Raw genomic sequence first — 14,368 nt, forward strand, 5'->3', positions numbered from 1 at the left:
CAAGTATACAAAAAAGATTGCCCCGCTCGGATCCTGACTGAAAATCAAGATTGTTTCGCCGGAGTACCGGCATCCAATGCGCGGGTAGCGTCAGCGGATACAGCGGATTTTTCAACTCTGACTTTTACATTGTTGTCGATTTCGACCATGAATGTTTTGTCGTTTACTTCGACAATTCTGCCGTGGATTCCGCCAATAGTAACAACCTTTGCACCTTTGGTAAGTGTTTCACGAAATTCCTTTTCTGCCTTTTGCTTTTTCACCTGAGGGCGAATCATGAAAAGATAGAATACAACGATAATCGAAACCAGGAATACAATTTGCATAATGCCACCGCCCTGACCGCTAGCCTGTAGAAGTATTGAAAGCATGTTCGTTTGTTTGTTTAGTTTTGGTTAGAATATATTATATTACTGATTACCCTCCGGTTTGACAACTTCACCGGTAATGGTTAACATGTAGGTATTCGGCATCGTATTTCCAATGAGTGTTATTGTCTTGTGTTGCATTCCTTCCCTGCCCTCACTGTTAAAGGTGACATTGATAATTCCACTTCCGCCGGGTTTGATTGGATCCTTCGGCCATTCCGGAACTGTACAACCACAACTTCCTTGCGCAGCACGGATGACAAGATCACCTGTACCCGAATTTTTAAAGCGGAAAGCAAATGAAACCTTCTCTCCCTGTACAATTTTTCCGAAATCGTGAATAGTGTCGGCAAATTCATAAGCCGGGACAAGACCTTTCTGATTTCCGGACGCGGAAACCGGATTTTGTACAACATCCGGATTAATAGTCTGCTCCTGTGAAGACGCATCACCTGAATTTCCCGACTGACATCCAGTGTTTATCCATGCAAGACATGAGATATACAGGGAGATTATCAATGATTTCATTTTCATTTTGCAAAAATACTTTTTTGAGTGATTTATTTTAGCCTGATTTTATAAATTTTAATTGAGGTCATTCAATCAATGAACAGAGACAAAATGTCAACAACCTTTACCCTATCAATCCTCTGCCGGTTTTGACAATTTTTCCTTGCTCCTTATAATCAAGTGCCAGTTTATCGATTACTCCATTGACAAATTGCTTACTCTTTGGTGTACTGTATTCTTTTGAGATATCGATGTATTCATTAATGGATACTTTAACCGGAATGCCGGGAAAGTTCACGAGCTCCGACAAGGCCATTTTCAAAATAAGGATGTCCATCAGGGCGATACGGTCAACTTCCCAGTTTTTGGTTCGTTCACTGATTGCCTGCTCATATTCCTGATTATTCAGAATAGTTTTGGTAAAGAGTGTTCTCACAAACAAACGATCGTCTTCTTCGTCTTTGTACAAAGGAGTGAGCTCCATTTTTCCCGTATCATAAAATGAACGGATGTTCCGAATGATGATGTGACAGATAAAATCAAAATCATCCAGCCAGAAGATGTTTTCCTCCTCTATTTCATGTTGCAAAGCTTCAGATGAAAGAATAAATTTCTTGATCACCTCGCAGAGAAAGTCTTTTTCGCTGGAATCAGCGATAGTCAGTAACCCTCTGTATTCTTCTGATTTTTTAATTTCAAGATAAAGTTTACGGACAAGGTCCTGCTTGTTCTGCCATGACAATTTACTTTTGGTCAGAGCATTATTAAAAAATTTATCCTCGTTAAGCTCCTGAACAAACTTCAATTCATGCAATCGGATAATGGCGTTTAATTCTTCCTCTTTCGGGAAAAATTTCAGATGCAAATCATCCGCGTCGGTCTGATCAACAAACGCAAGCTCCTTTAATAAAAGTAAAATGTAAATATACAATTCGTGTACCTTGTCAATGGAACGAAACAATTCCCGTTCCGCCATTGCCAAATCGGTTTTCTCCGCCTGGAAAAATGCATAAAGAGCCTGAAGCACTTTGATTCGTAATTGTCTTCTGCTTAGCATAATGAATTCCTGGTTTAATTTCCGGTGAAGGGTAAGAACGTAAAATAAAAACCGGCCAGGCATAACCCGACCGGTTTCGTGATATCAAAGATTTATACTGAGCGTGCAATCGCGATGCGCTCTTCTGCAATTTTCTTTGCTGCAGCAATAGTTGTAATATTCTCAGCTTTCGCTTTCTTGAAGATCTCAAGTGTTGTATGGTAGATTTGCTCGGTATGCTCCATTGCTGATTTGCGGTCATAGCCTTTCAGCTCAGAGTATACATTGATCAAACCACCTGCATTGATCAGGAAATCCGGTGCATACAGAATTCCTTTTTCAGAAAGCATCTTTCCATGGATGTTTTCATCTGCCAGCTGATTGTTAGCTGCACCTGCAACGACTGCGCATTTCAAACGATTGATGTTCTCGGTATTCAAGGTCGCTCCTAAAGCGCATGGAGAATAAATATCTACATCCATGTCGTAAACCGCATCCGAGGATACAATTTCAGAGCCGTATTTTTTAGCAGTCGCGTTAAGTTGCTCCTGGTTGATGTCAGTAATAAAGACCTTTGCGCCCTGTTCTGTTACATGCTTCACGAGGTTCTCCCCTACGTGTCCAACACCCTGAACCATCACTCGTTTACCTTTCAGATCATCACTACCAAAGCTTTCTTTCACGGCTGCTTTCAACCCCATGAAAACACCATAAGCAGTAACCGGTGAAGGATCTCCACCACCACCCATGTTTTCAGGCAAGCCGGTAACGTGTTTGGTCATCTCACGGATGTATACCATATCGGAAGTATTCGTACCAACATCTTCAGCGGTTATGTACCTTCCATTCAATGACTCTATAAACTTTCCGTATTTACGGAACATATCAGGAGTTTTATCCTTTTTTGAATCTCCAAAAATGACAGCTTTTCCACCGCCAAGTCCAAGTCCGCTGATTGCAGCTTTGTAAGTCATCCCACGCGAAAGGCGCAATACATCATTCAAAGCTTCCGCTTCCGATTTGTAATCCCACATACGGGTCCCTCCTAAGGCCGGCCCTAATGTTGTATCGTGGATAGCAATGATTGCTTTTAATCCGGTAGCTTTGTCGTAACAGAATAGGATCTGCTCGTGATCTGCAAAAGAAGGGTTACCAAAAACGAAATCGGTCCCTGCTTTTGTTTCCTTTGCGTCTTTCACTTCAATCATGAGATAGTACAGGTTGGATGATTAATTTTGTGCCAGCTTTGAATCGGCGCGGCAAAGGTAGGTTTATTTTTTGAGGCGACAAACGATTCCTTTAATATTCAAAATGAAGTCATTACGACATTTAAACAAGTACTTCCTGAAGTACAAATGGCACCTCTTCCTGGGCATCCTTTTTGTCATCGCTCAGAATTTTGGAGCAATTTACCCCGCCCAGGTCGTCCGAAAGTCTCTGGATGAGGTCATTAGCACCATGAAGCAGATGGATCAGGGGACTTCCCTGCTTACAAAAAACGATCTGGTCTCTGCGATTACACAACAGGTATTTCTCTTTCTCATGATCATGATTGGTGTGGCTCTGTTACGCGGAATACTCATGTTCCTGATGCGTCAGACCCTTATTGTCATGTCCAGAAAAATTGAATTTGATTTGAAAAATGAAATTTACGCGCATTATCAGAAACTCAACCTTTCATTTTACAGAAGAAATAATACAGGAGATCTGATGAACCGGATCAGCGAAGATGTAAGCCGTGTGCGAATGTATATTGGCCCGGCGGTGATGTACACCATTAACCTCGCTGTATTGTTTATCCTGATTGTAATAATTATGATGAAGGTGAATGCGCATCTGACATTGTATGTGCTCGCCCCGCTCCCGCTGCTTTCTGTTTCGATATATTATGTGAGTGATTTAATGAACAGAAAAAGTGAAGAAGTCCAGGAACAACAGAGCGCCCTTTCTACTTACGTACAGGAAGCCTTTTCAGGTATCCGCATATTGAAATCATTTGTTCGTGAAGAAGCTTCCACAAAAGAATTCGCGAAAGAAAGTGTCGACTATCAGAATAAAAACATGAGCCTGGTAAAAGTCAATGCATTCTTTTACCCCTTGATGCTGCTCCTTGTCGGACTGAGCACTTTACTCACCGTCTATATAGGAGGAAAAGAAGTGATCGCCGGAAGAGCAACAACTGGAAATATCGCCGAGTTCATCATTTATGTAAACATTCTTACCTGGCCTGTAGCATCCCTGGGCTGGGTCACATCAATCATCCAGCGTGCAGCCGCATCTCAGGAACGTATCAATGAATTTTTACAAATCGTTCCGGAAATTTTATCTGAAGAACAAAAGGAAACAGAAATCTCAGGTAGAATTGAATTCACAGATGTTAGTTTCATTTATCCCGATTCCGGTATCAAGGCACTTGACAAAGTTTCCTTTACAGTCGAACCGGGAAAATCTCTTGCAGTACTTGGGAAAACCGGTTCCGGGAAATCAACCATTGCCAATTTGATTTGCAGAATGTACGATGCTTCTTCAGGAACAATTCGAATTGATGACACTGACATACAAAAACAATCCTTGTCTTCACTGCGAAAACAAATAGGCTATGTACCCCAGGATGTATTCCTTTTCAGTGATACTATCGCCAACAACATTGCATTTGGACTGACGGATAACATACCAGATACAGAACGTAAATCTCTTATCACGAAAGCAGCTGAAGACGCGGTCATTCATCAAAATATTTCATCCTTCCCGAAAGGATATGAAACATTTATCGGCGAACGTGGGATCACATTGTCAGGCGGACAAAAACAAAGAGTTTCGATAGCAAGAGCCATTATCAAACGTCCAAAAATTCTCCTGTTTGATGATTGCCTGAGTGCTGTGGATACGCACACAGAAGAAGAAATCCTGAACAACCTGAAAAAAATTATGTTTGGCAGATCATCCGTGATCATCTCACATCGTGTATCGAGTGTAAGGCATGCCGATCAAATCATCGTACTGGATAATGGACGTGTCATTGAGAACGGCGATCACCAGAGTCTTTTGGATAAAAAAGGTGTGTATGCAGAAATGTACGAGAAACAATTACTCGAAGAAGAAGAAAGTCGCTTTTGAATTATGTGCGTACTTTATATTTTAACTTATATAGCAAAGCTAAAATAACAACATGCTGCGGACCAGAAAAATTGGAATCATCGGCGCGATGCCGGAAGAAATAAATGGCATCATCGATTTGTTATCTGACCGCACTGAAGAAACTATTGGATTAAGAAAATATTATTCCGGTACAATCGGAAGCATACCGACAGTCGTCGCATTTTCCAGGTGGGGAAAAGTTGCAGCTTCGACTACAGCAACTACTCTGGTCCTCAAATATGGGATCACAGAATTGTTATTTACCGGGGTAGCCGGTGGAATTAGTCCTGAATTAAAAATTGGCGATATTGTTATTGCGAAACGTTTGATTCAGCACGATATGGATGCCAGGCCATTGATGCAACAGTATGAAATCCCATTACTTGGAAAAACATTTATTGAATGCAACACAGATTTGGTAAAGATTGCAGAAAAATCGATTCTTCAACTTTTGGGAAATAAGTTGTTACAGAAAAATATCGGATCTGAAATCTTGAATTTATTCAATATCTCTGATCCACATTTTTTCAAAGGAGACATTGCAAGCGGCGACTGCTTTTTTTCAAACAATAACCAAAAGGAAAAACTTCGAGTGAATCTCCCTTCCGTTCTTAGTGTTGAAATGGAAGGTGCAGCCGTTGCTCAGGTATGCTTCGAGTATGAAATTCCTTTCCTGATCCTTCGAACCATATCCGACTCTGCAAATGAAAATTCATTGATCGATTTTCCTTTATTTATTAAAGATATAGCAAGCAAGTACTCAAAAGAAATTATAAAGGCTATTTACGCTAACATTAACATTACCTGATTTCTTTCGTCGAAAACAGAAGATCAATTCAACCAATCCCTGATCTCTTCAACCTTTAAAAATAATGTATTAAAAGGGAGTATCCTCAGGCATGTCATTCATCCTGGATCCGACAATAATTCTGTTGTTCGGATAATCCGTTACACTTCCACCCGGAGCTGAATCAAAATCATTTGATTCCAGATCGGTGAATTTCGCGAGGTGATTGATGAATTTCAGTTTCACTGTGTCCAGAGCTCCGTTACGGTGTTTCGCGATGATGATCTCAGCTGTTCCTTTGGTAGGATTGTTATCTTCATCGTATTCGATACCGTAATATTCCGGACGATAGATAAAAGTAACCATATCCGCATCCTGCTCAATCGCTCCGGATTCACGAAGATCGCTCAACTGAGGACGCTTGCTTCCTCCCCTGTTTTCCACCATACGACTCAACTGAGACAAGGCGATGATCGGTACATTCAATTCCTTTGCAATCGCTTTCAGAGACCGGGAGATCGTACTGATTTCCTGTTCACGGTTTCCGCTCTTGGTATCCACTTCAGCGCGCATCAATTGAAGGTAATCGACAATGATCAGATCAATATTGTGCATCGCTTTTAAACGACGGCATTTTGAACGAAGATCAAATACAGAAAGTGCCGGTGTATCATCAATGTAAATCGGAGATTCGGACAATTTACCCGTCATACTCACGAGCTTCTGCCATTCAGTATTGTCAAGTGATCCTTTTCGCAATTTGTCGGAAGCAATACCTGTTTCTGAAGAAATCATACGCTGTACCAATTGTACAGAGGACATTTCAAGGGAAAATACTGCTACAGGACGATTGAATGATATAGCCGCGTTTCTCGCCAGTGATAATACGAATGCGGTTTTACCCATACCCGGACGGGCAGCGACAATGATCAGGTCACTTCTTTGCCAGCCTGAAGTAATTCGATCCAGATCCGTAAACCCGGATTGCACACCGGTAACACCGGTACCATGCATCCGTGCAGCTTCTATCTGCTTGTAGGCTTCGCTGACCATCGTACTCATGTCCTGGAAATTCCTTCGGATATTTCCCTGAGCGATATCAAACAAGTTCTTTTCCGCACGATCCAATAATTGGAATACATCACTGGAATCTTCAAAAGCATCTTTGATCGTTTCCGAGGAAATACGAATCAATTCGCGTTGAATGTGTTTCTGAAGAATGATCCGTGAATGGAATTCAATATTCGCAGCGGAAGCAACACGATTGGTTAATTGAGTGATGTAAAAAGGTCCGCCTACCAGATCCAGTTCCCCGGTCTTTTTCAGGTCATTGGTTACGGTCAGAATATCAATCGGCTCCGAACGTTCAAACAAACGACGGATGGCCTGGAATATCAAACGATGGGCATCCTTGTAGAACGACTCCGGATTGAGAATATCAATCACAGATGTAAGAGCATCCTTTTCGAGCATGAGAGCCCCAAGAACAGCTTCTTCCAGATCCACCGCCTGCGGTGGCATCTTTCCAAAATGCTGTGCCTGGAATGTAGCGTAAGCCGATTTGTTCCCCTGCGCGGTTCGTTTCCGTGCCGTGGATTCACCGGTATTTACTGTTTCTCCAAATTCTGCCATGACTAATCAAATATACTGAATCGAATGCTCCCCTATTCTGAAGACTAAAAATTTTCCCAAAAGGGTTGCGAAGCTAATTAAAACGCAACCTTTGAAAAACATTGTTGATAACTAAATATCTTTGAAAATATTTTAACCGATGTTCGATTAACAATGTTTTGGTTTTCAAGCAAAAAAAATTTTTTTTCGAAATAATTTCAGCATCCTTATTTCTCCCTATATTCTTCGTCAAATAATCAATAGCCCTCAATTTTCATCCTAAAGAAACTCCTGAAAAAAATGCGAATTGGTACTGAACACTTTAGGAAAATGTCGCTGATTTGTCTGACTGTTCTGTTAGCCGGAGTTTTCATGTTCGGAATTTCTTGCAAAAAAGAGGATGAAGTCTACCCGGTTATTATTCTGGAAAATCCTGCTTCACAAATTACAATAGGTCCAACGGATACAGTGCTGGTTGAAGCCAGGATTACCGACAACAATACCGTTGAAAAAGTGACTGTCCAGTTACTCACTATCAATTTCGCACCGGTGAGCAGTGCTCTAATCCTTGAACCCAATTCATCCGAATACCACCTTTCAGTTAATTATATCCTTCAAAATCCACAACTCAGTTCCGGCACCTATCTCATTGCAGTAACTGCATCGGATGGAAAAAATACAGCTTATGCTTATAGGGAAGTATATGTTCTCGCTTTGCCACAATTGAGAAAAGCCGTGTTTGTACTCAGTAAGAACAATACAGGAATCGTGAACATCAGCCGGGCTGATACATTACATCAGTTGCAATCCTTCCTGAACCTGCCTTCCGATTATCTGGGAAGTAGTGTAGATTCAAAAAATCAGGTACTCTATGTGCTTGGACAAACTACCGGAGGACTAACTTTTATTGACGCGAATTCAGCGGCCCTGATTAATTCAATTCCTCCCAATACTCCTATGGGCCCGCCTACTTTTCAATTCCTGCATTTCAAAGACAACCTCAATTTTATTTCATTTTACGACGGAAATGTCCGCGCATATGATCAGAATGGAACACGGAATTTTGAAGCCATTCAGTCAGGATATGCAAGACCAAATGCGATACTTAAAACGGAAGACTATGTTTATGTTGAGAATTTTTACCTGAATGCTCAACAAAACAAACTGGAACAATATTTTTATCCAAGCGGAATATCGAACCAGATTATTTTCCTGGATATGGATATCGTCAGTTTGTATGAAAAATCATCCGATGAATTATTCCTTTTCGGAGATAAAAACGGGCAAGCGGTTCTTGAAAAATATGACCGCTTGAACAACAGCATTCAACTCATCAGAACATTTGGAAATTATACTATTCATGATGTTTTTCAATATAGAAACACTCAATACTACCTGGCAACATCCAACGGACTTTTTCGATACGATTATGACATGAATTCACTTTCTCCATTGACTTCCATTGCTTCCCAGGGAATCAAATACGATCCTCTGATGAATGAATTTTTCCTCAGTGAAAACTCCGTCGTCCATGTCATTGACGGTGCATCCTTTACAGAAAAGTACACCCTCAGCTGCCCCGATTCCGTCCTCAACGTATTGTTTCTTTACGATCGGTAAACTACGATTACATATTGATAATAAACTGTTTATGAATTTAAAGATAAACTGAATTTATTAGCCCTGAAATTTCAATACTCATCCAAGTGTTTTCATTGTCAACATCTTGTTTGTTCCCCTGATCCGAACCCGCTTGAATTTTGACCAGCTTTACTATCTTGCAGCCAATCCACAAAAAGAATCGAAATGAATTTTCTAGACTTTGAAAAACCGGTTGCCGATTTGATCGATCAGATCGAAAAACAAAAGCAGATCGGCGAAAAAAGCAAAGTTGATGTGAGTGTTGCCGTCCGCCAGTTGGAAATTAAGCTCGAGGAGACACGCAAAACGCTCTACTCGGATCTTACGCCATGGCAGAGAGTACAACTATCCAGACATCCCGACCGTCCATATACTCTGGCCTATATTGACGCTATCACTGATAAAAATTTCGTGGAACTCTTTGGCGACAGAACAGTCAAAGACGACAAAGCGATTATTGGTGGTTTTGGTTTTATTGATGATCAGTCGGTGATGATTATTGGTCAGCAAAAAGGATCAACCACCAAGCAACGACAGTACAGAAATTTTGGCATGGCTAATCCGGAAGGCTATAGAAAAGCCCTTCGTCTCATGAAACTTGCCGAAAAATTCAATAAACCGGTCGTTACACTTATCGATACTCCCGGAGCATATCCCGGACTGGAAGCTGAAGAACGCGGGCAAGGTGAAGCTATCGCCAGGAATTTATTTGAAATGTCAAAACTAAAAGTCCCTGTTATTTGCATCATCATCGGTGAAGGTGCATCGGGCGGAGCACTTGGAATTGGTATCGGTGACCGTGTGCTGATGCTGGAAAATACCTGGTACTCGGTCATTTCTCCTGAATCCTGCTCTTCCATTCTTTGGAGAAGCTGGGACTTCAAAGAAAAAGCCGCTGAGGTATTAAAACTAACTGCTGAAGATATGCTCAGTCAGAAATTAATTGATGGCATCATCCGTGAACCCATTGGAGCGGCACATACCCAACCCGAGAAAATGTTCGCGATTGTAAAATCTGAAATCAAAAAACACCTCGCGCAATTACTCAAAGAAGACAGAACAGAACTCGTAAAAAAACGTATTGAAAAATTCTGTTCCATGGGTGTTGTTGTGGAGAAATAAAAAATCTGTCCTGATCCAAATCAGCGGCAGAATACACTCGTACGAACTTCATATTCTTATGCCCTGGAAACAATACATTCAATACCATCTTAAATGGCAATCAGGTTTTTTTATCACCTGGCCTGTACTCATGATTTGTACAAATTACTTTCACCTTCCTTTGTGGACCAGTACTATTATATTCCAGTTTGTTGGAGCAATCGTATTCTGGTATGTCGACAAATGGATTTTCCGTCAGAAGAACAATAAAGCCAAAGCCGCCTGAGATAAATTCCGGGTCTAACCACTAGCCTAGCATCCTTTGCATGATCTCCTTTCCAAATTGCAAAATCAATGTAGGACTTCACATTGTAGGAAAGCGATCTGATGGTTTCCACGATATTGAAACCATTTTTTATCCCGTTCAATGGACCGATATCCTTGAAATTGTCAGGAACGAGGAAATTAACCCATCTGTAGAATTCAAATCAACAGGCATTCGTGTTTACGGTCCGCGTGAGAAAAATCTTTGTCTCAAAGCATACCAGCTTCTGGCCGAAAAATACAGCCTGCCACCTGTAAAAATGCATTTGCATAAAATCATTCCCATCGGAGCAGGATTGGGCGGAGGATCCTCTGACGCGGCCAATACACTGATATCTTTAAATAAATTATTTCGCCTGAATCTCAGCGATCAGGAACTGGAAAGCTTTGCCATTGAACTCGGAAGTGACTGTCCATTCTTTATTCGCAACAAAGCTATGTATGCGACTGAAAAAGGAAACATCATGGAGCCAATCAGTCTGAAATTAAAAAATTTTTACATAGTCATTGTAAAGCCGCGTGTACACGTCAGTACAGCGGAAGCGTATGCAGGAGTTAGTCCGCAAAAAAAATCAACCAGCCTCAAAGAACTTGTCCGGCTTCCGATAGAGAGTTGGAAAGATTGCATTGAAAATGATTTCGAAAAAAGTATTTTCGAAAATTACCAGGGAATACGAAATATCAAAAACAAACTCTACAAGTTTGGCGCTGTTTATGCATCCATGAGCGGCAGCGGGTCAGCTGTGTATGGACTTTTCAAAGAAGAAAAAAATCTCCGCGCCTATTTTCGCAGTTGTACAGTCTGGCAAGGCAAACTTTCTTAGTGGTTCGAGGTTCGAAGTTCAAGCTTCGAAGTTTGAAGTTCAACACTTAGTAATAGCAACCACCTACCAAGCACTAAGCACCACGCACTAAGCACTAAGCACCAACAACCAACAACCATCAACCATCAACCAAAGGTTACTCCTCCCCCTGCCTGAACACAGAACTGAAAAGATCCTTAAACTTAAGTCCCTTAGTGAGATTGTTTTTGCTCAGTAAAGAAAATTCAGCAAGACCATGTAGCAGGAATTCCATAAAAAGAAGTTTCTCTTCTCCTTTGATTTTCGGATGATACTTTTTTACCGTTTCATCCAGACCCGGGACAGAGAATAAAAGTTCCTTGTAATTCTTTTCGCTGAGATCATTCAGCAAATCTATTTCATTACCGGCAGCAAACCAGTCGATGATTTCCTGGTAAGGGTTGGCTTCCTTTTTCTTTTTTAATTTCTCGGGATTCGGAAAATAATGTGTGAATTGCGCGCGGACTGCTTTGCCAATGAGATTCTGAGCAACAATCATTGTTCCCTCCTGTTCTCCTTCGTATACCAACTCAATTTTACCTGTGATGGATGGAATGACACCCCAGAAATCCGATATCCTGATCCCGGCCTTTTCTTCTCCATTGATAAACATTCTGCGCTCCGCGGAACTAAACAGATTTTCATAACCCGAAATCGTCAGTCGCGCGGAAACACCACTTTTAGGATCCACAAATTCACTTTGTCTGGCTTCAAAAGCGATTTGTTCCAGCAGATTTTCCGCCAGTTCAGAAGAAGAAATATTTTGCTTCTGATTAGTTGTGATCGATGCCTCCTGCAGAGTGATCTGGCGGGATGTCTGAATATCTTTTGGATAATGTGTCAGGATCTGACTTTCAATTCTGTCCTTTAATGGTGTTACAATGGAACCACGGTTCGTGTAATCTTCCGGATTCGCTGTAAACACAAACTGAATATCCAATGGCAAACGCAATTTAAAACCACGGATCTGAATATCTCCTTCCTGGAGAATATTAAACAAAGCAACCTGGATTCTTGCCTGCAAATCCGGCAATTCATTAATCACAAAAATTCCACGATGTGATCGCGGAATCAAACCGAAATGAATGACACGTTCATCAGAATATGGTAACTTTAAATTAGCGGCTTTGATCGGATCAACATCACCTATCAAATCAGCAACAGATACATCCGGTGTCGCCAGTTTCTCTGTATAACGCTCATCGCGATGCAACCATCCGATCTCCAGATAATCGCCATGCACAGCGATCAGATCCTTTGAAACCCTGCTGATCGGATGAAAAGGATCATCATTAATCTCAGAGCCTTTGATGTATGGAATATACTCATCCATCAATCCTGTCATGAGTCGGGCGATTTTCGTTTTCGCCTGACCACGCAATCCCAGAAGCAATATATTATGACGGGAAAGAATCGCACGTTCTATATCGGGTATGACTGTTTCATCGTAAGATTGGATGCTATCAAAGATCTTCTCACGCTTCTTCAGCTTTAAAATCAGGTTATCCCTCAACTCTTCATGTATCGGCTTGCTTACATAACCCGAAGCCTTTAATTCACCCAATGTTTTAATTTTCAATAATGGATTTGTCATATGTCCTTTTATAAATAAATATTTTTAACAATCCTCTTTTCAGTGCAGTTTATTTTATCCCATCAAAATCAAAACAATCAATTTTCACCATCTCATTAATCATTTTAATCAGAGTCTCTTTTTCCTGTTCTTCTCAAAATCCTCAAGCACAAATTCACCAAGTCCTTTTAATGAAGTATAATACGCTTTCCCGCCATTGGCTTCTGAAAATTCATGGATGAAGGTCCGCAAGTAAGGATCCTCGGCCACCATGAAAGTGGTAATGGGAATTTTTAGCTTTCTGCAGGAACTGGCAAGATTCAGACAACGATTCACAATTCTGCGGTCCAAACCAAAACTGTTTTTATACAATTGTCCGCGTTCCAGCATGCAACTCGGTTTACCATCCGTAATCATAAAAATCTGTTTGTTCGGATTTTTACGACGACGGAGTAAATTCATCGCGAGTTCAATACCTGCAGGTGTATTGGTATGATAAGGTCCTACCTGTAAATACGGAAGGTCTTTCACTTCAATTTGCCAGGCATCATCACCAAATACCAAAACATCCAGTGTGTCTTTGGGGTAACGGGTTTTGATGAGTTCGGCCAATGCCATAGCCACTTTTTTAGCCGGTGTAATTCGGTCTTCACCGTACAAAATCATGGAATGCGAAATGTCAATCATCAAAACGGTGGAGGTTTGAGCTTTATGCTCTTTTTCCATCACTTCAAGATCATCTTCCCTCAGCGTAAATTCTGAGATACCATGATTGATCTGCGCATTACGAATGGAATCCGTCATGGAGATCTGGTCCGGAGAATCTCCGAAACGAAACTCCCGATGATCACTGGTGAGCTCATCGCCTACTCCGGTAAATCGTGTAGTATGATTTCCGGCCCGGGATTTCTTCATCTTCCCGAAAATCTCATCCAAAGCACTCTTTCGAATAGCCTGTTCGGTCTTTGGTGTAATGTGAAATTGTCCTGAGTTTTCATCCTCCCGGATAAATCCACGATCTTTCAGATCCTTGATGAAATCTGCCATCGTGTATTTGTCATTGGTTAGCTTGTACTCCCTGTCAAGTTCATTGAGCCAATTCAAAGCCTCAGGGACATCACCAGCAGTATAATTTAACAACTGCATGAAAATCTCGAACAAGCGCTCAAAAGGAGTCTTTTCTTCCCCGCTTTCAGTAAACTGTGTAAATCGATATCCTAACATGTTTCGCGCTTATTCAAAGATACAAAATATCATCCCCCATTCAGTAAAAATCAATTCTCTTCATCGAATGCTCAAGAATTAATTAGCGGGCAAATTCTCTGCGCTTTCATTCTTTGTATATTCGTACAAATTCTTGCTTTGATTACACAACAATTCTCCTACTCAAAAAGTTCCCCTTCCGACCTTGAATTCTTTAAAAATATATAAATCTTC

Annotated in this window: 13 protein-coding genes; 6 read left to right on the top strand and 7 right to left on the bottom strand. The window is 41.0% G+C overall.

What is annotated here, in order from left to right; translation table 11 throughout:
- Nucleotides 1-44: 44 nt before the first annotated feature.
- From yajC to IPP86_15225, 4 genes are all read right to left on the bottom strand, one after another.
- Nucleotides 45-371, bottom strand: coding sequence for a preprotein translocase subunit YajC (gene yajC, locus IPP86_15210; GenBank protein MBL0139851.1), 327 nt, complete (start codon nucleotides 369-371; stop codon nucleotides 45-47).
- A 39-nt stretch (nucleotides 372-410) separates the two neighbouring features.
- Nucleotides 411-896 carry a DUF1573 domain-containing protein gene (locus IPP86_15215; GenBank protein MBL0139852.1) on the bottom strand — a complete coding sequence of 162 codons (486 nt, stop codon included), beginning with the start codon at nucleotides 894-896 and terminating at the stop codon, nucleotides 411-413.
- A 106-nt stretch (nucleotides 897-1,002) separates the two neighbouring features.
- Nucleotides 1,003-1,935, bottom strand: coding sequence for a transcription antitermination factor NusB (nusB, locus tag IPP86_15220; GenBank protein ID MBL0139853.1), 933 nt, complete (start codon nucleotides 1,933-1,935; stop codon nucleotides 1,003-1,005).
- 92 nt (nucleotides 1,936-2,027) lie between these two features.
- Nucleotides 2,028-3,122 carry a Glu/Leu/Phe/Val dehydrogenase gene (locus IPP86_15225; protein ID MBL0139854.1) on the bottom strand — a complete coding sequence of 365 codons (1,095 nt, stop codon included), beginning with the start codon at nucleotides 3,120-3,122 and terminating at the stop codon, nucleotides 2,028-2,030.
- A gap of 103 nt (nucleotides 3,123-3,225) precedes the next feature.
- Here IPP86_15225 and IPP86_15230 point away from each other — a divergent pair, with 103 nt between their 5' ends.
- The gene (locus IPP86_15230) at nucleotides 3,226-5,031 is read left to right on the top strand and encodes an ABC transporter ATP-binding protein (GenBank protein ID MBL0139855.1); all 1,806 of its coding nucleotides are present in this window, start codon (nucleotides 3,226-3,228) and stop codon (nucleotides 5,029-5,031) included.
- A gap of 52 nt (nucleotides 5,032-5,083) precedes the next feature.
- A complete protein-coding gene (locus tag IPP86_15235; GenBank protein MBL0139856.1) occupies nucleotides 5,084-5,860 on the top strand; it encodes a 5'-methylthioadenosine/adenosylhomocysteine nucleosidase in 777 nt (258 codons plus the stop codon).
- A 69-nt stretch (nucleotides 5,861-5,929) separates the two neighbouring features.
- On the opposite strand, the gene dnaB is transcribed toward IPP86_15235, so the two are convergent.
- Nucleotides 5,930-7,471, bottom strand: a complete 1,542-nt coding sequence (gene dnaB / locus IPP86_15240) for a replicative DNA helicase (protein ID MBL0139857.1) — start codon at nucleotides 7,469-7,471, stop codon at nucleotides 5,930-5,932.
- A gap of 309 nt (nucleotides 7,472-7,780) precedes the next feature.
- On the opposite strand from dnaB, the gene IPP86_15245 reads away from it, so the two are divergent.
- From IPP86_15245 to IPP86_15260, 4 genes are all read left to right on the top strand, one after another.
- The gene (locus IPP86_15245) at nucleotides 7,781-9,070 is read left to right on the top strand and encodes a hypothetical protein (protein ID MBL0139858.1); all 1,290 of its coding nucleotides are present in this window, start codon (nucleotides 7,781-7,783) and stop codon (nucleotides 9,068-9,070) included.
- 186 nt (nucleotides 9,071-9,256) lie between these two features.
- A complete protein-coding gene (locus IPP86_15250; GenBank protein ID MBL0139859.1) occupies nucleotides 9,257-10,213 on the top strand; it encodes an acetyl-CoA carboxylase carboxyltransferase subunit alpha in 957 nt (318 codons plus the stop codon).
- Nucleotides 10,173-10,478 carry a hypothetical protein gene (locus IPP86_15255; GenBank protein MBL0139860.1) on the top strand — a complete coding sequence of 102 codons (306 nt, stop codon included), beginning with the start codon at nucleotides 10,173-10,175 and terminating at the stop codon, nucleotides 10,476-10,478. The genes IPP86_15250 and IPP86_15255 overlap by 41 nt, the downstream gene beginning before the upstream one ends.
- A gap of 40 nt (nucleotides 10,479-10,518) precedes the next feature.
- The gene (locus tag IPP86_15260; GenBank protein ID MBL0139861.1) at nucleotides 10,519-11,340 is read left to right on the top strand and encodes a 4-(cytidine 5'-diphospho)-2-C-methyl-D-erythritol kinase; all 822 of its coding nucleotides are present in this window, start codon (nucleotides 10,519-10,521) and stop codon (nucleotides 11,338-11,340) included.
- A gap of 136 nt (nucleotides 11,341-11,476) precedes the next feature.
- On the opposite strand, the gene IPP86_15265 is transcribed toward IPP86_15260, so the two are convergent.
- Both IPP86_15265 and IPP86_15270 read right to left on the bottom strand, forming a co-directional pair.
- Complete coding sequence (locus IPP86_15265; GenBank protein MBL0139862.1) at nucleotides 11,477-12,952, bottom strand: sigma 54-interacting transcriptional regulator; 1,476 nt, start codon at nucleotides 12,950-12,952, stop codon at nucleotides 11,477-11,479.
- Nucleotides 12,953-13,060: 108 nt separating this feature from the next.
- The gene (locus IPP86_15270) at nucleotides 13,061-14,155 is read right to left on the bottom strand and encodes a VWA domain-containing protein (GenBank protein MBL0139863.1); all 1,095 of its coding nucleotides are present in this window, start codon (nucleotides 14,153-14,155) and stop codon (nucleotides 13,061-13,063) included.
- Between the last annotated feature and the right edge of the window lie 213 nt (nucleotides 14,156-14,368).

The sequence above is a fragment of the Bacteroidota bacterium genome (genome assembly GCA_016720935.1).
Lineage (GTDB): Bacteria > Bacteroidota > Bacteroidia > AKYH767-A > 2013-40CM-41-45 > JADKJP01.

Excerpts from the sequence above, each read along its gene's own strand:
- IPP86_15215 (MBL0139852.1), bottom strand. The coding sequence starts at position 896 with ATGAAATCATTGATAATCTCCCTGTATATCTCATGTCTTGCATGGATA.
- IPP86_15245 (MBL0139858.1), top strand. The coding sequence starts at position 7,781 with ATGTCGCTGATTTGTCTGACTGTTCTGTTAGCCGGAGTTTTCATGTTC.
- IPP86_15250 (MBL0139859.1), top strand. The coding sequence starts at position 9,257 with ATGAATTTTCTAGACTTTGAAAAACCGGTTGCCGATTTGATCGATCAG.
- IPP86_15260 (MBL0139861.1), top strand. The coding sequence starts at position 10,519 with ATGATCTCCTTTCCAAATTGCAAAATCAATGTAGGACTTCACATTGTA.
- IPP86_15265 (MBL0139862.1), bottom strand. The coding sequence starts at position 12,952 with ATGACAAATCCATTATTGAAAATTAAAACATTGGGTGAATTAAAGGCT.
- yajC (MBL0139851.1), bottom strand. The coding sequence starts at position 371 with ATGCTTTCAATACTTCTACAGGCTAGCGGTCAGGGCGGTGGCATTATG.
- dnaB (MBL0139857.1), bottom strand. The coding sequence starts at position 7,471 with ATGGCAGAATTTGGAGAAACAGTAAATACCGGTGAATCCACGGCACGG.
- nusB (MBL0139853.1), bottom strand. The coding sequence starts at position 1,935 with ATGCTAAGCAGAAGACAATTACGAATCAAAGTGCTTCAGGCTCTTTAT.
- IPP86_15225 (MBL0139854.1), bottom strand. The coding sequence starts at position 3,122 with ATGATTGAAGTGAAAGACGCAAAGGAAACAAAAGCAGGGACCGATTTC.
- IPP86_15270 (MBL0139863.1), bottom strand. The coding sequence starts at position 14,155 with ATGTTAGGATATCGATTTACACAGTTTACTGAAAGCGGGGAAGAAAAG.
- IPP86_15230 (MBL0139855.1), top strand. The coding sequence starts at position 3,226 with ATGAAGTCATTACGACATTTAAACAAGTACTTCCTGAAGTACAAATGG.
- IPP86_15235 (MBL0139856.1), top strand. The coding sequence starts at position 5,084 with ATGCTGCGGACCAGAAAAATTGGAATCATCGGCGCGATGCCGGAAGAA.